Origin of the sequence: Phyllobacterium sp. 1468 (assembly GCF_031455525.1) — a bacterium.
Classification (GTDB): domain Bacteria; phylum Pseudomonadota; class Alphaproteobacteria; order Rhizobiales; family Rhizobiaceae; genus Phyllobacterium.
On sequence record NZ_JAVDSX010000001.1, the window covers coordinates 990,413 to 1,010,654 of the forward strand.

General features: G+C 58.8%; 20 protein-coding genes. 2 read left to right on the forward strand and 18 right to left on the reverse strand.

Annotated elements, in window-relative coordinates; all coding sequences use genetic code 11:
• Positions 1-275: 275 nt before the first annotated feature.
• From J2X72_RS04715 to hutI, 17 genes are all read right to left on the reverse strand, one after another.
• Entirely contained in the window at positions 276-1,313 is a 1,038-nt protein-coding gene (locus J2X72_RS04715) for a sulfate/molybdate ABC transporter ATP-binding protein (RefSeq protein WP_310068941.1), read from the reverse strand.
• A gap of 15 nt (positions 1,314-1,328) precedes the next feature.
• Positions 1,329-2,210 carry a sulfate ABC transporter permease subunit CysW gene (cysW, locus tag J2X72_RS04720; protein ID WP_310068944.1) on the reverse strand — a complete coding sequence of 294 codons (882 nt, stop codon included), beginning with the start codon at positions 2,208-2,210 and terminating at the stop codon, positions 1,329-1,331.
• Positions 2,200-3,060, reverse strand: coding sequence for a sulfate ABC transporter permease subunit CysT (gene cysT, locus J2X72_RS04725; protein WP_310068946.1), 861 nt, complete (start codon positions 3,058-3,060; stop codon positions 2,200-2,202). Before cysT ends, cysW begins: the two co-directional genes overlap by 11 nt.
• Positions 3,061-3,064: 4 nt before the next feature.
• The gene (locus J2X72_RS04730) at positions 3,065-4,093 is read right to left on the reverse strand and encodes a sulfate ABC transporter substrate-binding protein (protein ID WP_310068949.1); all 1,029 of its coding nucleotides are present in this window, start codon (positions 4,091-4,093) and stop codon (positions 3,065-3,067) included.
• Positions 4,094-4,406: 313 nt separating this feature from the next.
• Entirely contained in the window at positions 4,407-4,583 is a 177-nt protein-coding gene (locus tag J2X72_RS04735) for a hypothetical protein (RefSeq protein ID WP_209998378.1), read from the reverse strand.
• A gap of 13 nt (positions 4,584-4,596) precedes the next feature.
• Complete coding sequence (locus tag J2X72_RS04740; RefSeq protein WP_310068951.1) at positions 4,597-5,103, reverse strand: hypothetical protein; 507 nt, start codon at positions 5,101-5,103, stop codon at positions 4,597-4,599.
• Positions 5,084-5,266 carry a hypothetical protein gene (locus tag J2X72_RS04745; RefSeq protein WP_310068954.1) on the reverse strand — a complete coding sequence of 61 codons (183 nt, stop codon included), beginning with the start codon at positions 5,264-5,266 and terminating at the stop codon, positions 5,084-5,086. The genes J2X72_RS04740 and J2X72_RS04745 overlap by 20 nt, the downstream gene beginning before the upstream one ends.
• Before the next feature lie 245 nt (positions 5,267-5,511).
• Complete coding sequence (locus tag J2X72_RS04750) at positions 5,512-6,102, reverse strand: SCO family protein (protein WP_310068956.1); 591 nt, start codon at positions 6,100-6,102, stop codon at positions 5,512-5,514.
• Complete coding sequence (locus tag J2X72_RS04755; RefSeq protein WP_310068959.1) at positions 6,102-6,626, reverse strand: copper chaperone PCu(A)C; 525 nt, start codon at positions 6,624-6,626, stop codon at positions 6,102-6,104. Before J2X72_RS04755 ends, J2X72_RS04750 begins: the two co-directional genes overlap by 1 nt.
• Before the next feature lie 23 nt (positions 6,627-6,649).
• Positions 6,650-8,008, reverse strand: coding sequence for a PepSY domain-containing protein (locus tag J2X72_RS04760; protein WP_310068962.1), 1,359 nt, complete (start codon positions 8,006-8,008; stop codon positions 6,650-6,652).
• Positions 8,009-8,091: 83 nt separating this feature from the next.
• On the reverse strand, positions 8,092-8,475 hold the full coding sequence (locus J2X72_RS04765; RefSeq protein ID WP_310068964.1) for a hypothetical protein: 384 nt from the start codon (positions 8,473-8,475) through the stop codon (positions 8,092-8,094).
• Positions 8,476-8,699: 224 nt separating this feature from the next.
• Positions 8,700-9,464: a histidine utilization repressor gene (gene hutC / locus J2X72_RS04770; protein ID WP_405044640.1), complete on the reverse strand. Its 765-nt coding sequence runs from the start codon at positions 9,462-9,464 to the stop codon at positions 8,700-8,702.
• Positions 9,465-9,474: 10 nt separating this feature from the next.
• The gene (locus J2X72_RS04775) at positions 9,475-10,053 is read right to left on the reverse strand and encodes a HutD family protein (RefSeq protein WP_310068968.1); all 579 of its coding nucleotides are present in this window, start codon (positions 10,051-10,053) and stop codon (positions 9,475-9,477) included.
• Complete coding sequence (gene hutU / locus J2X72_RS04780; protein ID WP_310068972.1) at positions 10,053-11,723, reverse strand: urocanate hydratase; 1,671 nt, start codon at positions 11,721-11,723, stop codon at positions 10,053-10,055. Before hutU ends, J2X72_RS04775 begins: the two co-directional genes overlap by 1 nt.
• Positions 11,724-11,994: 271 nt before the next feature.
• The gene (hutG, locus tag J2X72_RS04785) at positions 11,995-12,798 is read right to left on the reverse strand and encodes an N-formylglutamate deformylase (RefSeq protein WP_310068974.1); all 804 of its coding nucleotides are present in this window, start codon (positions 12,796-12,798) and stop codon (positions 11,995-11,997) included.
• Positions 12,795-14,336: a histidine ammonia-lyase gene (gene hutH / locus J2X72_RS04790; protein ID WP_310068977.1), complete on the reverse strand. Its 1,542-nt coding sequence runs from the start codon at positions 14,334-14,336 to the stop codon at positions 12,795-12,797. Before hutH ends, hutG begins: the two co-directional genes overlap by 4 nt.
• A gap of 6 nt (positions 14,337-14,342) precedes the next feature.
• A complete protein-coding gene (hutI, locus tag J2X72_RS04795) occupies positions 14,343-15,536 on the reverse strand; it encodes an imidazolonepropionase (RefSeq protein ID WP_310068978.1) in 1,194 nt (397 codons plus the stop codon).
• Positions 15,537-15,620: 84 nt separating this feature from the next.
• On the opposite strand from hutI, the gene J2X72_RS04800 reads away from it, so the two are divergent.
• A complete protein-coding gene (locus tag J2X72_RS04800) occupies positions 15,621-17,003 on the forward strand; it encodes a formimidoylglutamate deiminase (RefSeq protein WP_310068979.1) in 1,383 nt (460 codons plus the stop codon).
• An 84-nt stretch (positions 17,004-17,087) separates the two neighbouring features.
• A complete protein-coding gene (locus tag J2X72_RS04805) occupies positions 17,088-18,320 on the forward strand; it encodes an Mrp/NBP35 family ATP-binding protein (RefSeq protein ID WP_310068980.1) in 1,233 nt (410 codons plus the stop codon).
• Positions 18,321-18,542: 222 nt separating this feature from the next.
• On the opposite strand, the gene J2X72_RS04810 is transcribed toward J2X72_RS04805, so the two are convergent.
• Positions 18,543-20,174 carry an alpha-D-glucose phosphate-specific phosphoglucomutase gene (locus tag J2X72_RS04810; protein ID WP_310069337.1) on the reverse strand — a complete coding sequence of 544 codons (1,632 nt, stop codon included), beginning with the start codon at positions 20,172-20,174 and terminating at the stop codon, positions 18,543-18,545.
• Positions 20,175-20,242 lie beyond the last annotated feature (68 nt).

The window sequence follows — 20,242 nt, forward strand, 5'->3', positions numbered from 1 at the left end:
AGGGGCCGATCGTCCCACGTTCAGTTTACGGTCTAATCAGGTCATGGCAATTAAGCTATCACCACTTTTATCGTTAGCGATCAGTTTTGATGAAAATGAGTCAGATTTCTATTAGCCTTTGTACGCAATTTTGAAGCTTCTGCACAGAGGGAAAGCCGCTGTACCGGCGTGTCGCCGCCGAACAACCCAACGCTTGGCGATCACTATAAGGCCACCAACTGCAGCAAAAAAGACCGGGATTTGGCCATCCCGGTCTTTCGCTCAGCTAGGTCGCATCAGCTCTTGGGGAACACGCGCCAATGTTTGGGGCGAAAAGCGATGCGGCTTGTTTCCGTCGCCGGATGGTCCGCGGGAATTTCGATCTCCACATGATCGGTTACCCCAGCTATTCGCAACTCGATGCGCCGCGTTGCACCGACACGGCGGCTTGCAACGACTGTACCGGCGATGCCGTCGTCGGAGCCCTCAATAAGATCCACATCGTGTGGTCTGAAATACAGCTGTCCTTCGCCGTCAGGTCGCTCACTCGAGATACTCAACGCTTGGCCATCAAGCCATAATTCGCCGTTCTTGATCTGGACGCCGATAGAACTCGACTCGCCGATGAAGCTGTAGACAAATGGTGAATTCGGCCGATCATAAACCTCATCGGGGGTACCGATCTGTTCTATCCTGCCTTGGCTCATGACCACGACGCGGTCGGCCAATTCCAGCGCCTCGTCCTGATCGTGCGTCACGAAAACAGTCGTGTGCTTGGTCTTGTCGTGAATCTCACGCAACCAGCGGCGAAGCTCCTTGCGCACCTTCGCATCGAGCGCGCCAAAGGGCTCGTCCAGCAACAACACACGTGGTTCGATGGCCATGGCACGGGCGAGAGCGACGCGTTGACGCTGGCCGCCCGAGAGCTGCGCGGGATAGCGCTTCTCAAGGCCGGAAAGCTGCACGAAGTCAAGAAGTTCCGCCGAGCGCCGACGAATTTCGTCCTTGCTGGGCCGGCTTGAGCCCGGACGTACCTTCAGGCCGAAGCCGACATTGTCAATCACCGTCATGTGGCGGAACAGCGCATAATGTTGAAAGACGAAACCGACATTCCGCTCCTGCACGGACTTCAGCGAAGCATCCTCGTCGCCAAAAAAAACCTTGCCCTCGGTGGGAGTTTCAAGTCCCGCGATCAGGCGTAGCAGCGTGGTCTTGCCAGATCCGGATGGACCGAGCAGCGCAATGAGTTCGCCAGAATTGATATCAAGTGAAACGTCGTGCAGCGCTGGAAACCGATCGAATTCCTTGCGTACACCACTTACGCGAACATCCATAAATTCTATTCCCCGTTAGTGCCCGCCAACTGCACGTAGCTCCGCGCCGTATCTCAGCTCCAGCAGAGTCTTGAGAACGAGTGTTACCAGCGCAAGAAGCGCCAGGAGCGAAGCCACTGCGAAAGCAGCGACAAAATTATATTCATTGTAAAGAATTTCGACATGCAGCGGCATCGTGTTGGTGAGGCCCCTGATATGTCCTGAAACGACAGACACTGCGCCAAATTCCCCCATGGCCCGGGCGTTGCATAAAAGTACGCCGTAGAGCAAGCCCCATTTGATGTTTGGAAGCGTCACGTGCCAGAACGTCTGCCAGCCATTGGCTCCGAGCGATAACGCGGCTTCTTCATCGGTCGTACCTTGCTCCTGCATCAGCGGAATCAATTCCCTCGCAACAAATGGAAAGGTGACGAACATAGTCGCCAGCACGATTCCCGGCACCGCAAAAAGGATCTCGATGCCATGTGACTTTAGCCAAGGACCGAGTGCGGATTGCGAACTGAACAACAGTACATATACGAGACCGGAAATGACCGGCGATACCGAGAACGGGAGATCGATCAATGTGGTCAGGAAAGCCTTGCCCTTGAATTCGAACTTGGCGATTGCCCACGCTGCAACAACGCCGAAAACAACGTTGAGCGGTACCGCAATAGCAGCTACCAGCAGTGTCAGACGAATGGCTGCCTGGGCGTCCGGTTCTGAAAATGCAGCAAAATACTCCGCAGGGCCCTTGCGAAACGCTTCGACAAAAACCGATACAAGCGGAAGCACAAGAAACAGCGCGAGAAAGACCAAGGCAATCCCGGTCAAGATAAAGCGCGCCGTGCGCCGCTCGGTGGTCGCGTGCCGTGCCGTGGCTGTTGGATCTGTGATTTGAACAGGATCAAGCGCCATAGCCATACCTCCTCCGGCTCCAGGCCTGAATGAGATTGATGACGAAAAGCATGAAAAACGAGATCAGCAGCATGATCGTAGCAATCGCAGTCGCACCGGCATAGTCAAATTCCTCCAGTCGGATCACTATCAAAAGCGGTGCAATTTCTGAGACATAAGGAAGGTTGCCAGCGATAAAGATCACAGAACCATACTCACCTACCGCCCTGGCAAATGCCAGCGCGAATCCGGTCAGGATGGCCGGCTGCAAGCCCGGTAAGAGCACCCGCGTAATCGTCTGGAAGCGATTGGCGCCGAGTGTCGCTGCAGCTTCTTCGACTTCCTTGCGGATTTCTTCCATCACCGGCTGAACGGTCCGAACTACAAAGGGCAGTCCGATAAAGATCAGGGCGATGGTTATGCCGATCGGCGTGAAAGCAACCTTGATCCCGATCAGGTCGAGCCAATGACCTATCCAGCCGTTTTTGGAATAAAGCGCCGTCAGCGCAATGCCGGCAACCGCCGTCGGCAACGCAAAGGGCAGATCGACGATGGCATCGACAATTCGACGGCCCGGAAACCGGTAGCGCACCAGTACCCACGCAACGATGACACCGAAGATGACGTTGATCACAGCTGCAATAAGGGATGTCCCAAAGCTGATTTTCAGCGCATTTACGGTTCGTGGATCAGTCGCTACGTGCCAAAATCCGGGAAAACCCAAGGAAGCCGAGCGCAAGACAAGGCCCGTTAGAGGAATGAGAACAATGAGGGCGAGGTAGGCAAGAGTGAAGCCGAGCGTCATTCCAAATCCAGGAATAACGCTCGGCTGCTTAAACCGCCAACCCGCTTTCGCAAGGTTGGATGTCATGCTGTTACTGTTTCGGCTTGTAAATCTGGTCAAACGTTCCGCCATCTCCGAAGTGATAGGGCTGTGCCTTTGCCCATCCGCCGAAGATTGGATCATCGATCGTAACCAGTTTCAACTCCGGTAATTTTTTGATCAACTCCGGCGCTACCAGTTCAGGCTCGGAGGGTCGATAAAAGTGCTTGGCTGCGATCGTCTGGCCTTCCTTGGAATACAGATATCCAAGATAGGCTTCGGCTACCTTGCGTGTGCCTTTTGCATCGACATTCGCATCTACGACGGCAACCGACGGCTGGGCGAGAATCGAGCTGGGTGGTACGACGATATCGAATTTGTCATCGCCGAATTCCGCTGATGCCAGGTAGGCCTCATTTTCCCAGGCAAGCAATACGTCACCGAGTTCGCGCTGGGCGAATGTGTTGGTCGCGCCGCGTGCACCCGAATCGAGCACGGGAACGTGCTGGAACAAATTTCCAATATACTCCTTGATCTTGGCCTCATCGCCGCCGTACTGCGCATTGGCCCAAGCCCATGCCGCAAGGTAATTCCAGCGGGCGCCACCGGACGTTTTAGGGTTAGGCGTGATCACTTCTACACCATCTTTGACGAGGTCGCCCCAATCCTTGATACCCTTCGGATTGCCCTTGCGCACGAGAAAAACGATGGTCGACGTGTAGGGCGCAGAGTTGTGCGGAAATTTCTTGATCCAGTCGGGATTGATTTTCTTCGCTTTGACGATGGCATTCACATCGCTTTCAAGCGCCAGCGTCACGACATCTGCGTCAAGCCCATCGATGACGGAACGCGCCTGCGCACCCGATCCGCCGTGTGATGCCTGGATCGTCACTGTCTCGCCCGTGTCGGCTTTCCACTTGGCTGCGAACGCCGCGTTGAAATCCTTGTAAAGCTCGCGTGTCGGGTCGTAAGACACGTTCAAAAGGGTGGTGTCCGCGTGGGCAGCAGACATCGGCTGAATAGCGGCCGTTGCTGCAAGCAACACAGCCGTCAGTGCTAGGGAAAATCGGGAATGTTTCATGCCTGCCTCCGTATGATTAGAACTGAAGCGTAGCAGAGCGCTCCCAAATAGGGGCGTTAGAAAGAATTCCTTTTACAGGGAAAAATTAGAATATTCTACCGGATTGGCATAGTCTACCGAAACGGTCGTCTATTATGTGCGAGCATAGGATTCTCTCAAACTTAAATACCACGACCCTTTGGGGCCGATTGAACAGGTCGCTGCGGTCTTTTCTGGAAAATGCGACCGCGCTGGAATAATCATCCCGCCCCCAAAAGACACGAGCGGGGCCGCGTCTCTTCGGCCGACCAAGCTGCGTAGACACGCTCGGATGTTATTTGCCCAAGAACATTTTCACCGGCGTTGCATCAGCAAGCCGCGTATAGTTGGCTGGAATGGTCCGGGCGTCGTTGAACGCGCGCGTTTTGATTGGCAAGACAAAGATCGCGGCGGTCAACAAGGCGGTGGCGGCTATGGAAAGGCGGCGTTCCATACGTGAAGTGATGATCATGCGCTTTCTCTCCTCAGTGAAAGTTCGCCCGCAACGGGCGGGAAATAATGTCCACAATTGCGGATTTCGGGATCGGCAAAAGCATCTGATCCATCTCGGCCAGCGTTTCGGCAAAACCGATCGCTGCGTTCTCCACTTCCTCATGGCGAGAGGGACATGCCATGGCATTGAGGCAGGTTCGCGCCGCAACCATGTCGCAATTTTGTATCCCGGCGATAAGCCCCAAAGTCATGCATTCCTCGCGGCAGACATGGTGCGAACCAAATGGAAAAGTCTTGAGCGGGCACAATGCGCAGTGGCGCAGGGTCCGGATGAAGAACGACAGTTCGGACAGAGCGCGGTTGCCGTTGCGCGTGCCGAGAAGCTCGCTATAGAGCCCGTAGGACATTTCCCATGCGATGACGGAGCCGGTTTCGAAACCCGCCGTCCAACGCCGGTAGCCTTCGAGCACCAGCTTTTCCGGTGTGCGGTCGAAATAGCGATCTGCATCGTTGCCGGCTTCAGATATGCGCGGATACATCGCTGCTCCCATCCTGCTCGTTGTTGCGGATGAGGGCGACAGGGCCATTGCGGTGGCTGCGGGTAATCGGCTGCCTGAGGCTGTTACGGCCAGGGACAGATGGCAGCTGCTGATGGTTCAGCAGGGAAACCACGCGCAGGCGTGGCAGAAAAAGACCTATCATAGGGTCCTCCAATCGAAAGGGTTCAAGGCCCAGACATCAAAGGGATGTGCTTTTGCACTTTCGCATAAAGGCTTCTTAAAATCTCAATGTCAAATGCTAAATCTTTAAAACCTATAAAAATATCAATAGGTTAGAATTATTCTAGGAAATTATGAGTTTTTTAGTATACAAATGTTCTTATCGACCCGCGAAGAGTATATTCATCTCTTCCGGACCGGGGCCGGAAGAGGAGAGCGGCACATAGCTTATCCAGCAATCAGCAGCCGAAGCTTTTTCAACGCAACGTCCGGGCTTTCCTTGTAGTCGATCGTGCTTTTTAGCCGCCCGTCGCGATCAAGCAGCATTACCGACGCCGTATGGTCCATGGTATAGTCACCGTTTTCGGTCGGGACCTTCTTTGCATAAATCTTCCAGGCCTTGAGGAGCTTCTCGACCTCCTGCGGATTGCCGGTAATGCCGGTGATCCTGTCTGTGAAGGCCGATGTATAGCCCTTCATGACGTCCGGAGTGTCGCGCTCCGGATCGACGGAAATGAAGAAGACGCGCAGGTCTTTCCCTTCCTCGCCAAGTGTCTTCAGCCATCCGGCCATTTCGAAGAGGGTTGTCGGGCATACCTCGGGGCAATGGGTGAAACCGAAGAACAGAGCTGTCGGGTGTCCTTTGAAAGCCGTCTCGGTAATCGGAGCTTTGTCCTGGTCGACGAGGTTGAACGGGACGCCGAGCTGCACCGCCTGCCCGTTGCCGCCGTTTCGAGCATTGACATAAGTGAAAACCAGGAAGCCGCACAATACGGCGATCAGTGCCCATAATGCATAGCGCAAGAGACGGAAATTCATCAATTGTGCTCCATGCTTGTTGCGCCTGCCGGCCCGACCATGAACTGGACATCGACCTTGCCGGCTTTGGCAAAATCGAGCGTAACGGGCACCATATCGCCCTCTTTCAGAGGTGATGAAAGATCAATCAACATCAAATGAGTGCCTCCAGGAGAGAGTTCGGCGCTGCCGCCAGCCGGAATCTCAAGTCCGTCCTTCAGCTTGCGCATTTGCATGACGTTGCCATCCATCTTCATTTCATGCACCTCGACCCGGGCAGCAACAGGGCTGGAACCGCCAAGGAGCTGGTCCGGTTCGTTGGCATGATTTTCGATCTTGATATAGCCGCCGCCGACTTTCGCACCGGGCAGGGTGGCGCGGGTAAAGGCCCCGCTCAAGGTCAGATCTCCCGCTTTTACGGGGGCCATCGAGTTATCGTCGCTCATGGCGGCGCCCTGCATCATCTTGGAATGATCGTGCGCCTGAGCCGACGAGATTGCCGCAAATACCAGTGCGACGGCGGCAATTCTGGAAAAAGATTTCATGAGGCGTCTCCTATCCATATTTCTTATGAGAATACACGTTGCAAAGGCGAAGGGATGCGCGTGATCAACTGGTCGAGGATCAGCATGCCGAGAATTGCGAACCCGGTCAGTGGAAAGGCCATGCCGAATACCAATAGGATCAAGGTAAATACCGCAAAGACGCTTCTTTGCTGCGGCATCGGCGGCACGCCGAGCCGTCCTGAAGGACGCCGCTTCCACCACATGATTACGGCAGAAACAGAGGCGAGGATGATCGCAAGGCATGTTGCTAGCATGGCGAGCTGATTGGCAAGGCCCCAGTACTGGCCCTGATGCACGCCAATCCCCAGCTCGATGGCTTGGGCTCCAGCTCCATAATCGGAAAACTTCAAATCGACCAATGGGTTACCGCTATACTGGTCGAAGTGGATCGTCCGTTGCTTGGCAATGTCGTCGGGGAAGACGGCTGCGGTATACACCCCCTTCTTGCCGGAAGGCAGCGAAATTTCGAAGCCCGGTGCCATGCCCGCTGACGCAGAGGAGGCGGCAATCCGGTCAAGCCCGACCGGGGTCCCGCCTGACGTCGACGCTGGCACAGGCGCGTTTTCGACAGTCCATCCGGAATTGCCAAGTACTTGTTTTGTCTGGAGTTTTGAAACCGGGACATTCTCCCAGAGCTGAACAGGATAGCCAAGTCCATGGCCCGACAAAGTCGTGTTCAGCTTGTCACCCCAATAGCCGGACCAAGGCATGCCGGATATCGCAAGAAAGAAGATCAATGCGCCGGCACCTGCGCCGGTCACGGCATGCAGATCCCGCCAGAACACGCGTTTGTCTGGAGTTCCGCGGACAGTGACGACACCACCCGTCTGTCTACGCGGCCACCACAGATAAAAGCCTGTGATTACAAGGACTAACGCAAGCCCACCCACAGCTTCCACAATACGGTTGAAGGCAAGACCGAAATATTCAAGGCTGTGAATTTTCCTGACGACCCAGCTGAATTCCTGCTCTTCGCCGACCTTGCCAAGGACCGCGCCGCTGTAGGGATCGACGAAGACCAGAACGTTCCCGCCGGGAGTGCCGACGGTGACTTTTGCCGATTGCGTTGGAGCGCCAGGCGATTGATATCGCAGCACTTTTGATCCCGGCACCGCCGCTTTCGCGTTGTCGGTCAGAAGCGAAGGGGCAAGAGCCTCGCCGCGCGGCTGAACCACATTGCGAGAGGCGAATACAGTGTTGTTGATCTCGTCCTTGAACAGATAGAGGCTGCCGGTGACGGCGAGATTGAGCATGAAGGGGATGACCAGAAGGCCAGCGAAAAAATGCCAGCGCCAGATGGCGCGGTAGAGTGAAAGGCTGAGATAGTAGGGCTTCCCGGAAGCCATGCTTGAGACGGTCATATGTGTTCCAGTCGTCTGACAACAAGGGTAGCGGCACCGCCGGAGCAGGCCGCCGCGAGGCGCCATCGCGGGCGCTTTCCATGTCAGACGAGGGGAGGAGCCTGCGGTGGAGCCGACGGCGGGAACAGGCTGCGCGCGATTCGAACCGCCTCACGCTTTATCGTAAGTGATTGAACCGGCTCGTTTTTCAAGCCTGATGCCATAGGCGGAACCGGCAGAATGACGGATGCTGAAAGACGGCAGGCCTCGCAGCCATTGCCGTGCCAGGCGCTTTTGTGCGAGCCTTGATCCACCTTGTTGTCGAGGCAAAGAACAGGCACCGACCCGTCAGGCAAGGTATACGCGGCAAGGTCGATATCACTGGCTGGAGAGGCCGAAATGGGTTGGTGCGCAAAGGCGACGAACACGAGCGCCAATGCGCAAAGCATGCGCACCGCCAATCGCCAGTCCTTCCGAATATTGCGCATTACCGCCTCATTTTCACTTTGCAGTCTAGATACAGGAGCCAGGCCTGAAAATCCATGCGGCAAAGAGGAATGCAACTGAGCACACCCAAATTTCCCGTGATGATGGAAAATCTTGCGCCAGATTCGATGATTCTTGCGCCATTTTCGGCAATTCTTGCATGAGTTTCGCCAATTCCTGCGCAACAGATGTGTCTGCTGAGGCCCGTCTGCTTCCGAATTCCGGTTTAGGCGAAATCGCGGCGCGGCATGGCGCCCTTCGGGCTGAAATGGGCGACCAGCCGGTAGGTTTCACCCGGGTAAAACATCCGCACGGCGGTGACTGGTCTTTTGCCTCTCCATGTCGATCGTTCGACCTGCAAACAGGCCGAGCCTTCCTTCACGTCCAAACGAGTGGCAAGCATGGAATCCGCATTGAACGCGCTGATCCGGTTTTCGGCCTCAGACCACGGCACATGACCGCGCAGCCAAGTGCCCGGCGGTTCGTCGGCAAAGGAAATATCCACGGCTTCCGGAACGCTGACGAGATCGATCAGCCGGTCCTCGAAAGCGTGGACGCGCCGGCCGGCAAAATGACGGCAGTGAATCGCCAGGACCTGACGCGGGCTTTGCACATTCAGGCGTTCCATGTCGTCTCTGGTCGAGCGGCGCTGCTGCAGTGAGATCACCTCAAGTCTGTAGACCTGCCCGATGGCCTCGACCTCGGCCCGCACATCGGGAATTTCGATAACGGCAGATTGCGACAGCGGCTGCGACACGAAGCTTCCCGCCTTCCGGCGGCGCTCGATAAGTCCGGAAGCGGCAAGTGCCGACAGAGCCTTGTTCACGGTCATCCGCGCACAACCATAGGTTTCCATCAATTCCCGTTCCATCGGAATGCGAAAACCGGGAGCCCACTCGCCGAGCAGTATCCGCTGTTCGATGTCGTGGCGGATTCGGGCGGAGAGCTGACCCTTCGGCGTATCGGTGATGGGATTTTCCAACTGATCCAACGCGACCCCCTTATTCGGGCGATAGGGTTTGCGACAGGTGAACGATGATTGCCTTTCCCGACCCGCCAACGGAAATCTCTAGCGTATCGGCAGAAGCATCGATCAAAGCGGCATCATGCGCCTCAAGCACTGACGACCCATCAACGGTGATCTGGCCACTGCGGCAGAAGACGATGCAGGCATCCACAGTGACGGGCAGAACCCGTGTTCCGTCGATGGACAGATTGTCGACCCTGTGAGTCCAGCGCCCCCGCCGTGTCATGACGTTGAAATCGGTGACCGCTCCAGCGATCAATCTTGCCGATACAGGCGCGTCTCCCGGGAATGGATAAGGCTTGCTTGCAGGGGTCAACCGAACGGGTGGGCCCTCGACCGCGAGTTCAAGACCCTCGCCGCTGAGCACTGTCAACGTGCGGTCGATGCCCTCGAACCGCGAAAACGGTCCATCGGACGCAACAGTCGCCATGCTGATGCGCCAGTCGAAATCGGCGACAGAAGCGAGCGGAGGAGCGACGGCGATCTCGGTCGTGACGCCCCCGCCATTCTTCCACGGCATTTGCCGATGATTGCTGGCGCGCAGAACGTGCATCAGCCGAGAATGCCCGGCAGGTTGAGGCCCTTCTCCTTCGCGCATTCTATGGCGATCTCGTAGCCGGCATCGGCGTGGCGCATAACGCCGGTTGCCGGGTCGTTCCAGAGAACGCGCCTGACGCGTTCCGCCGCGTCGTCCGTTCCGTCGCAGCAAATCACCATGCCGGAATGCTGGGAAAAGCCCATGCCGACACCGCCGCCATGATGCAGCGAGACCCAGGTCGCACCGGAGGCGGTGTTGAGCAACGCATTCAACAGCGGCCAGTCGGAAACCGCATCGGAGCCATCTTTCATGGCTTCGGTTTCGCGGTTCGGCGAGGCGACCGAGCCCGAATCGAGATGATCGCGGCCGATGACGATCGGTGCCTTCAACTCGCCGCTGCGCACCATCTCGTTGAAAGCGAGTCCAAGCCGGTCGCGGTCGCCGAGGCCTACCCAGCATATGCGTGCCGGCAAACCCTGAAATGCGATGCGTTCCCGCGCCATGTCCAGCCAGTTGTGCAGATGCGTGTTGCCGGGCGTCAGTTCCTTCACCTTGGCGTCGGTCTTGTAAATATCCTCGGGATCGCCCGACAGTGCCGCCCAGCGGAATGGCCCGATGCCCCGGCAGAACAGAGGACGAATATAGGCCGGGACGAAGCCGGGGAAGGCGAAGGCGTTTTCCAGCCCCTCGTCCTTGGCGACCTGGCGTATGTTATTGCCGTAGTCGAGTGTCGGAATTCCTCGTTCCCAGAAGGCGATCATGGCTTCGACATGTTCGCGCATTGAAGCACGCGCGGCTTTCTCTACGGCTTTAGGATCGGTTTCACGCTTCTGGCGCCATTCGGCCATAGTCCAGCCTTTCGGCAAATAGCCGTTGACCGGATCATGAGCCGAGGTCTGGTCGGTGACAATGTCCGGGCGCACATTGCGGCGGACGAGCTCGGGCAGGACGTCGGCGGCATTCCCAAGCAGACCAACCGATTTGGCTTCGCCCGCCTTGGTCCAGCGGTCGATCATGTCCAGCGCCTCGTCGAGCGTTTCGGCCTTAGCGTCGACGTAGCGGGTGCGCAGGCGGAAATCGATGGAGTCCGGGTTGCACTCGACGGCGAGACAGCAGGCACCGGCCATGACGGCCGCCAGCGGCTGTGCCCCGCCCATGCCGCCAAGTCCGCCGGTCAATATCCATCTGCCTTTGAGGTTGCCGCCATAATGCTGGCGCCCGGCTTCGACGAAGGTTTCATAGGTACCCTGCACGATGCCTTGCGTGCCGATATAGATCCACGAGCCGGCGGTCATCTGGCCGTACATGGCGAGACCCTTCTTATCGAGCTCATTGAAATGATCCCAGGTCGCCCAATGCGGCACGAGATTGGAATTGGCGATCAACACCCGCGGCGCATTGGCGTGGGTCTTGAACACACCGACAGGCTTGCCGGACTGGACGAGCAGCGTTTCATCCTCGTTCAGTGTCTTGAGGGTGGAAACGATCTTGTCGAAATCGTCCCACGTGCGGGCAGCACGACCGATGCCGCCATAGACCACGAGCTCGTTGGGATTTTCCGCGACATCGGGATCGAGATTGTTCATCAGCATGCGCAGCGGCGCTTCAGTCATCCACGATTTGGTATTCAGCCTGTCGCCGCGCGGAGCGCGCACTTCGCGGATATTAGAGCGGTTTGTAATCATATTGAATCATCCTGCCGGAGGGAATTTGGTTCAAGGTCGAGGGGTTTGGCGAGGCCGATGCCTTCCCATCGGACGACGCCGAAGCCCGAAGGATTTGGGCCAAATTCACCCGGCCTTATCGGTTTCCGGCTGGCGGCCACCCACTTTGTCAGGCGGCGTCGGACGATGGAAGGGCATCGACCTCGCCACCTTCCGCGTGGATTGTCTCGCCATCCGAGAAACAGGATTGATCCAATATGGTCACAAACCGCTCTATGCCTCGGATTGTTCATTATTTGCTCCCCAGCTTGATCGCGGTCTGTCGGATGATTTCGAGAATGTCTTTGAGATGTGTGCGCAGCCGTTCGGCTTTGGCTTCGTCGTAAGCGAAAGGCGGCGCTTCCTTCGTCAGATGCGAGGACTGTGTCAGTTCCATCTGGATGGCGTGGATGCCGAGCTTTGGCTGGCCATAGTGCCGCGTCGTCCAGCCACCCTTGAACCGGCCGTTTATCACGGCGTCATAGCCGCGTGCCGCAAATGCGATCCGGCCAACTGCCGAGGCGATTTCCGGAGAACAGCTATTGCCCTCATTGGTGCCGATGTTGAAATCCGGAAGCTTGCCCTGGAAGAGAAATGGGATGTGCGAACGTATGGAGTGGCAATCGTACAGAACGACAAGGCCATGAGCTTCCTGTACGCGCTCGATCTCCTTGGCCAGTGCCACATGATAAGGGCTGTGGAACTGTTTCAGCCGGTATTCGATGTCCGCGGCCGTCGGCTTCTCGCCATCGCGCCAGATTGGCTTGCCGTCGAAATCGGTGTCGGGAATGAGGCCGGTGGTATTCTGACCGGGATAAAGACTGACGCCCGAGGGATCGCGATTGGCATCGATCACGTAGCGATGAAAGGTGGCGCGGACGGTCGTGACCTCCGGCAGCAAGCCGTCGTAGAGCCTGTCAATGTGCCAGTCCGTATCCGCGAGCATCTGGCCCGTTTCGTTCAGCCGAGCGTAAATATCCGCGGGCACCTCGGTCCCCGTGTGCGGAAAGCCGAGGATAATCGGGGATGACCCCTGTTTGACGTCAACCACGTTCATAGTTGTGTATCCAGAACCGGCAGAATATCAGGAGAAATCGCCGCGTTTAGCGCACCCGAAGCGACAAGGTCGGATACGGCTTTCAAGTCTGGTGCCATGTAACGGTCCTCGTCGAGTGTTGGTACTGCGACCCGAACAACGCCATGCGCGCGGGTGAGTTCCGGGCTGGTCTGCAAGGGTTCGCGCAGGTCGATACCTTGTGCGGCGGTCAGTGCCTCGATGCCGATGATCGAGAACAGATTGTCCGTCATCTGCAACAGGCGGCGTGCGCCGTGGCAGGCCATCGATACATGATCTTCCTGGTTGGCCGAGGTCGGGGTAGAATCCACGGATGCCGGATGTGACATCTGCTTGTTTTCCGACATGAGCGCGGCGGATGTGACTTCTGCAATCATCAGGCCGGAGTTGAGGCCGGGCTTTCTGGCAAGGAACGCCGGCAGGCCGTAGCTCAAGGCCGGATCGACCAGAAGGGCGATGCGGCGCTGGGCTATCGCGCCGATTTCACAAATGGCGAGGGCGATCTGGTCCGCGGCAAAGGCCACCGGCTCCGCGTGGAAGTTGCCGCCCGAGACGACGGAGCCATCTCCGAGCACCAGTGGATTGTCGGTAACGGCGTTGGCCTCGATTTCGAGCGTACGCGCCGCCATGCGCAACAGGTCGAGGCAGGCGCCGTCCACCTGCGGCTGGCAGCGGATGCAATAGGGATCCTGCACGCGTTCGTCGCCCTCGATATGGCTCTCGCGAATGGGCGAGTTTTCGAGCAGTCGCCGAAGCGCCGTGCCCGTATCGATCTGACCGCGATGACCGCGCAGCGTGTGGATATCCGGATGGAACGGTGCTGACGAACCCATGGCAGCGTCAGTGGAAAGCGCGCCGGTGATCAGCGCGGATTGGCCGGCGCGGTGGGCGCGAAACAGCCCCGCAAGAGCGAGAGCGGTCGAGACCTGCGTGCCATTGATGAGCGCTAAGCCTTCCTTGGCTGCGAGCACGACCGGCTTGAGGCCCGCTCCGGCAAGGCCCTCGGCGGCCGGCATCTGCTTTGCTTGGAAAGTAACATCGCCTTCACCGATCATCGCCGCCGCCATGTGGGCGAGCGGCGCAAGATCGCCGGAGGCGCCGACGGAGCCCTTCTCCGGAATGACCGGGATCACGCCTTTCTCCAGCATGGCTTCGATCAGGCTGATGAGTTCCGGGCGCACACCGGAAGCGCCGCGACCGAGCGAGATGAGCTTCAGCGACATGATGAGGCGAACGATGTTTTCCGGCAGCGCATTGCCGACGCCGCAGCAATGGGAGAGGATGAGATTGCGCTGCAGCGTTCCGACATCCGCAGCATCGATCCGGATCGAGGCAAGTTTGCCGAACCCGGTATTGATGCCATAGACCGGCGCATCTCCGGCAGCGATTTCGGCAATTCGTTTCGCTGCCGATTCGATCCCGGCATGAAAAGACCCATCAAGCTTTGCCGGCGTGCCCTGCCAGTAGATCGCTTCGAGAGTTGCAAGCGGCACTGCGCCGGGATGGAGTGTTATTGTCATCGTCGATTATGCTTTCAAAACGAGCTGGTGGAGCGGGTTGAAGCCGATGCGATAGCAAAGTTCCGCTGGTTGCTCGGCGTTCCAGATGGCGATCTCGGCCCGCTTACCCGGCGCAATGGTGCCGATTTCCTCATGCAAACCAAGGGCGCGCGCGGCTTCGCGCGTGGCGCCCGCAAGCGCTTCCTCGACGGTCAGCCGGAAAAACGTGCATGCCATATTCATTGTCAGGAGCAGCGAGGTGAGCGGCGATGTGCCGGGATTGCAATCGGTGGCGACGGCGATGCGGACGCCGGCATCGCGCAAGATATTGACGGGCGGGGCGCGCTCTTCGCGCAGGGCATAGAACGCGCCCGGCAGAAGCACCGCGACGGTGCCGGCAGCCGCCATGGCCTTGGCGCCTTCCTCGTCGAGATATTCGAGATGGTCGGCGGACAACGCGCCATACGACGCTGCAAGCTTGGCCCCGCCAAGGTTGGAGAGCTGTTCGGCGTGGAGCTTGACCGGCAAGCCGAGTGACTCCGCCTTGTCGAAGACGCGGGCGATCTGGGCGGGCGAAAAGGCGATACCCTCACAGAACCCATCCACCGCATCGACGAGACCTTCCGCATGCGCGGCATCGAGACCGGGCAGGACAACTTCGGCGATATAGTCATCGGGCCGGCCCTTATACTCCGGTGGTGTCGCGTGGGCCGCGAGGTAACTTGTGCGGATGCGCACGGGGCGCATTTTGGCGAGGCGGCGAGCGACGCGCAGCATCTTCAGCTCGGCGCCGATATTCAGCCCGTAACCGGATTTAATCTCGACGGTGGAGACGCCTTCGGCAAGCAAGGTATCGAGCCGCGGCAGGGATTGCGCAAGGAGTACCTCTTCGTTGAGGGCGTTGGTCGATTTGACCGAGGAGACGATGCCGCCCCCTGCACGCGCGATGTCCTCATAGGTCGCGCCTTCGAGCCGCATCTCGAACTCGCGGGCGCGATTACCGCCAAAGACAAGATGCGTGTGGCAATCGATGAGGGCAGGGGTTGCCAGCCTGCCGCCGAAATCCTGGCGCTCGACATCGCTCCAGTCGATGGGGATAGTCTTTCCAACCCAGGCGATCCGCACGCCATCAATGCCGATCGCGCCATCTTCGACGAGACCATAAGGCGCGCCGGTGTGTTCCAGCGTGGCGATCCTCAATCCGGACAGAATTTTCCTCATCGGCCGCAGCCCGCTCCCTTTTTGGTCTTGCCCGCAAGGTTAATATGTATATACATAACGTGTCAATCCGGCGGGAGGAAAGAAATGACTGAGGCCAGAAAATCGGTGTTCGCCCGGACAGCGCTCACGCCAAATGGCTGGGAGAACAATGTGCTGATCGAGATCGACAGTGCAGGACGCATTGGTTCCGTACTGCCCGGCAGTCCGATTTTGCCCAACGCCCTTGCGGTCGATATATTGCTGCCGGCGCAGGCAAACCTCCACAGCCACACATTCCAGCGGGCGATGGCCGGGCTTTCCGAGGCACGCAGCCCAGCGGGGCGCGACAGCTTCTGGACATGGCGCGAGATCATGTACCGTTTCCTCGACATTCTGGATCCTGAGGATATCGAGGCGATCGCCGCCTTCGCCTTTGTCGAGATGCTGGAGTCCGGCTATTCCAGCGTTGCGGAATTTCACTATGTGCATCACCAGCCGGGCGGGCATCCCTATGCGAATCTGGCCGAGTTGTCCGAACGGATCGCGGCTGCGGCGAGCGCGACCGGCATCGGCCTGACGCTGTTGCCGGTCGCCTATATGCAAGGCGGCGTAGACGGGCGAGCGCTGGCGGGCGGGCAATTACGCTTCGGCAATGATTTCGGCCGCTACGTGCAACTGGCGGGGCAGGCGGAGCAAGCAGCAAGATCGGTCAGTGCCGATGCGGGCTTCGGCGTCGCGCCGCATTCGATCCGGGCCGTCAACGAAGGCGATCTGCTAGCGCTGGAAAGGCATTTTGCGAAGGTCCCGTTCCATATCCACATTGCCGAGCAGATCCCGGAAATCGAAGAGGTGCAGGCAGCCTACGGCCAGCGCTCGATGACATGGCTCCTCGATCATCTGCCGGTCGGTGATCGCTGGTGCCTGATCCACTCGACGCACATGAACCGGCAAGAGACAGAGCGCGTTGCGCAAAGCGGCGCGGTTGTCGGTCTATGTCCGATCACCGAAGCCAATCTCGGCGATGGCATATTCGAGGGGGTGAACTATCTCAGCCAAGGCGGGCGCTTCGGCACGGGATCCGACTCCAACATCCGCATTTCACCCTCGGAGGAACTGCGCCAGCTCGAATACAGCCAGCGCCTGCGCGACGTCTCCCGGGTGACGCTTTCGGTCAATGGCAAATCCTGCGGCCGCACGCTCTACGATACGGCGCTCGCCGGCGGTGCGCAGGCTCTCGGTCGCGACGCGGGCAGCCTGGCGCCCGGCAAATGGGCCGACATGATCGCGCTCGATGCCGAAAACCCCGCCCTGCTGGGGCTGAAGGGCGACCGGCTGCTCGATGGCTGGATCTTCGCGGGCGACCGCCACGCGGTCAGCGATGTCTGGTCAGCCGGACGGCATGTGGTGCATGAAGGCCGGCACCGCGACCGGGATGCGATTTTCGAGGCCTACAAGACGCGCCTGGCACCGATCCTCGCGAAAATCTGACGGCACTTGCGCGGATAATGACCATTGGCGATTCGCTCCAACTGCACTATTTGAGTTGGAAGGAATGACAGGGATGGAATCGTAATGGCAAGCGTGACGCAGGAGCAGGTGCTCGAGCAATTGAGAACGGTCACAGGGCCGGACTTCAACAGCAACATTGTCGAGCTCGGGCTGGTTTCGGATATCTTCATCGCCGACAACAAGGTGTTCTTCTCGATAACCGTGCCGGCAGCGCGAGCGCAGGAACTCGAACCTTTGCGCGCCGCCGCCGAGCGTGTGGTCAAGGCGATGCCGGGGGTAAACGGCGCTATCGTCGCGCTGACCGCCGAGAAGAAAGGCGGGCCGACAAGCGATGATGCGCCGCCGCGGCCAGCACCCGCAGCGCGCCCGGCACAACGTCCTGCGCCGGCAGGGGCGGTTCCGCCACCGCGGGTCGTGGCCCAGAGCGGCGCGGCAGGTCAGGGTGCACCCGCGCAACAGGCGCATGGCCACAGCCACGGCGCTCCGGCGAAGGCAGGCGTGCCCGGCGTCGGCGCGATCATCGCCGTCGCCTCGGGCAAGGGCGGTGTCGGCAAGTCGACGACGGCCGTCAATCTCGCACTGGGGCTTAAAGCCAACGGCCACAGCGTCGGCATTCTGGATGCGGATATTTACGGGCCCTCCATGCCGCGTCTGCTTGGCCTGCACGGCAGGCCGGAGGTTGTGTCCGGCCGCGTCCTGAAGCCGATGGAGGGCTACGGCCTCAAAGTGATGTCGATCGGCTTCCTCGTCGATGAGGAAACGCCGATGATCTGGCGCGGGCCCATGGTCATGTCGGCGCTGACGCAGATGCTGCGCGAAGTGCAGTGGGGCGACCTCGACGTACTTGTGGTCGATATGCCGCCCGGCACCGGCGATGCGCAATTGACCATGGCGCAGCAAGTACCGCTGGCCGGTGCCGTCATCGTCTCGACACCGCAGGACCTCGCGCTGATCGACGCGCGCAAGGGTCTGAACATGTTCAAGAAGGTCGAGGTGCCGCTGCTCGGCATCATCGAGAACATGAGCTATTTCATCGCACCGGACACCGGCACGCGTTACGACATCTTCGGCCACGGCGGCGCACGCAAGGAGGCGGAGCGCCTGGGCGTTCCCTTCCTCGGCGAGGTGCCTCTGGTGATGGAAATCCGCGAGACCTCCGATGCCGGAACGCCCGTCGTTGTCAGCAATCCCGATGGTCCGCAGGCACAGGCTTATCGCGAGATCGCGGCACAAGTCTGGGAACAGCTTTCCGCGACGAAAGGCGGACGCGCCGCCCCGGCGATCGTGTTCGAGTAGGCGTTGCTGGCATCGCGTATGGTCCTTTGCAATGCATCGGCGTTGTGCGTGGTTCGACAGGCTCACCATGAGGGCGTGTGATGGATTGCACACATACCGTCTACGTCAAGGCTCGTGCTGAATCTGCGGAATGGAGCGCTCTGCAGTCCACCACACTCCCTCATGGTGAGCCTGTCGAACCACGCAAGAGCATAGATGCAATCTATCCTACTGCCAAAATCCTCACGTGATCACGCTTGGCTCATCACGCCCGGTATGTCCCTTGATATCGGCAAGGTCGTGTGCGGCGCGGATGAGGTCGGCTAGCGCGCCTTGCGTTTCGAGATCGTGGCGCTTCGGATCGGGTTCGTAGCGCTCGATATAGACGCGAATGGTTGCGCCGGATGTCCCGGTGCCCGACAGGCGGAAGACGACGCGCGAGCCGCCTTCGAACAGGACGCGTATGCCCTGGTTCTTGCTCACCGATTTGTCGACCGGATCGTGATAGGCGAAGTCATCGGCATGTGTGATCTTGAGGCCCTGCACGGAGGTGCCGGGCAGCGTTGGCAGTTTGGCGCGCAGATCGTCCATCAGCTTGTTGGCGCCGGCCGTATCGACGCCCTCATAGTCGTGGCGCGAATAATAGTTGCGGCCGTAGGTCGCCCAATGCTCGTGCGCGATCTCTTTGACACTGACCTTGCGCACCGCAAGGATGTTGAGCCAGAGCAGCACCGCCCACAGACCATCCTTCTCGCGCACATGATTGGATCCGGTGCCGGAGCTTTCCTCGCCGCAGATCGTAGCCATATCCGCATCGAGTAGATTTCCGAAGAATTTCCAGCCGGTCGGGGTTTCATACATGCCGATCTTCAGCTTCTCCGCGACACGGTCGGCTGCACCGCTGGTTGGCATGGAGCGGGCGATGCCCTTGAGGCCCGCCTTGTAGCCGGGCGCGAGATGCGCATTGGCCGCAAGCATGGCGAGTGAATCGGATGGGGTGATGAAGATGCCTTTGCCGATGATCAGGTTGCGGTCGCCATCGCCATCGGAGGCCGCGCCGAAATCAGGACCATTTGGCGACATCAGAAGATCGTAGAGGTCTTTGGCATAGACGAGGTTGGGGTCGGGATGATGTCCGCCGAAATCTTCGAGCGGCACGAAATTGATACAGGTGCCCTCCGGTGCGCCGAGGCGATGTTCGAGGATTTCCTTGCCATAGGGGCCCGTGACCGCATGCATGGAATCGAAGCGCAGGGTAAAGCCCGACTTGATCAAGGCGCGGATCGCATCGAAGTCGAACAGCTGTTCCATCAGTTCGGCATAATCGGCGACGGGATCGATGATCTCGATATCCATCTCGCCGATCTTCTGCGTGCCGATCGTATCGATATCGATATCCGGCGCATCGGCGATCATATAGCGCGTGATCGTCCTGGAGCGGGCGAAGATCGCCTCGGTGATCTTTTCGGGAGCAGGTCCGCCATTGCCGATATTGTACTTGATACCGAAATCCTCGGTAGGACCGCCCGGATTATGGCTGGCCGACAGGACGAGCCCGCCGAACGCCTTGTATTTGCGGATGACATTGGAGGCTGCCGGCGTCGACAGGATGCCGCCCTTGCCGACAAGAACGCGCCCGAAACCATTGGCGGCCGCCATCTTGACGGCGATCTGCACCACTTCGCGATTGTAATAGCGGCCATCGCCGCCGATCACCAATGTCTTGCCCTTGAAGCCTTCAAGCGAATCAAACAACGACTGGATGAAGTTCTCGACGTAATTTTCCTGCTGAAACTCCGGGACTTTCTTGCGCAGGCCCGATGTTCCGGGCTTCTGGTCGTCGAATGGCTTGGTGGCAACGGTCTTGAACATGATGGGCTTCCAGTCTCAATTAAGCGTCTGCAACAATCTATGGGGCCGGTCGTGTATCAGGTCAACACGAC

Coding starts and splice junctions, on each gene's coding strand:
- J2X72_RS04715 (WP_310068941.1), bottom strand. CDS start 1,313: ATGGATGTTCGCGTAAGTGGTGTACGCAAGGAATTCGATCGGTTTCCA.
- cysW (WP_310068944.1), bottom strand. CDS start 2,210: ATGGCGCTTGATCCTGTTCAAATCACAGATCCAACAGCCACGGCACGG.
- cysT (WP_310068946.1), bottom strand. CDS start 3,060: ATGACATCCAACCTTGCGAAAGCGGGTTGGCGGTTTAAGCAGCCGAGC.
- J2X72_RS04730 (WP_310068949.1), bottom strand. CDS start 4,093: ATGAAACATTCCCGATTTTCCCTAGCACTGACGGCTGTGTTGCTTGCA.
- J2X72_RS04735 (WP_209998378.1), bottom strand. CDS start 4,583: ATGATCATCACTTCACGTATGGAACGCCGCCTTTCCATAGCCGCCACC.
- J2X72_RS04740 (WP_310068951.1), bottom strand. CDS start 5,103: ATGTATCCGCGCATATCTGAAGCCGGCAACGATGCAGATCGCTATTTC.
- J2X72_RS04745 (WP_310068954.1), bottom strand. CDS start 5,266: ATGATAGGTCTTTTTCTGCCACGCCTGCGCGTGGTTTCCCTGCTGAAC.
- J2X72_RS04750 (WP_310068956.1), bottom strand. CDS start 6,102: ATGAATTTCCGTCTCTTGCGCTATGCATTATGGGCACTGATCGCCGTA.
- J2X72_RS04755 (WP_310068959.1), bottom strand. CDS start 6,626: ATGAAATCTTTTTCCAGAATTGCCGCCGTCGCACTGGTATTTGCGGCA.
- J2X72_RS04760 (WP_310068962.1), bottom strand. CDS start 8,008: ATGACCGTCTCAAGCATGGCTTCCGGGAAGCCCTACTATCTCAGCCTT.
- J2X72_RS04765 (WP_310068964.1), bottom strand. CDS start 8,475: ATGCGCAATATTCGGAAGGACTGGCGATTGGCGGTGCGCATGCTTTGC.
- J2X72_RS04775 (WP_310068968.1), bottom strand. CDS start 10,053: ATGCACGTTCTGCGCGCCAGCAATCATCGGCAAATGCCGTGGAAGAAT.
- hutU (WP_310068972.1), bottom strand. CDS start 11,723: ATGATTACAAACCGCTCTAATATCCGCGAAGTGCGCGCTCCGCGCGGC.
- hutG (WP_310068974.1), bottom strand. CDS start 12,798: ATGAACGTGGTTGACGTCAAACAGGGGTCATCCCCGATTATCCTCGGC.
- hutH (WP_310068977.1), bottom strand. CDS start 14,336: ATGACAATAACACTCCATCCCGGCGCAGTGCCGCTTGCAACTCTCGAA.
- hutI (WP_310068978.1), bottom strand. CDS start 15,536: ATGAGGAAAATTCTGTCCGGATTGAGGATCGCCACGCTGGAACACACC.
- J2X72_RS04800 (WP_310068979.1), top strand. CDS start 15,621: ATGACTGAGGCCAGAAAATCGGTGTTCGCCCGGACAGCGCTCACGCCA.
- J2X72_RS04805 (WP_310068980.1), top strand. CDS start 17,088: ATGGCAAGCGTGACGCAGGAGCAGGTGCTCGAGCAATTGAGAACGGTC.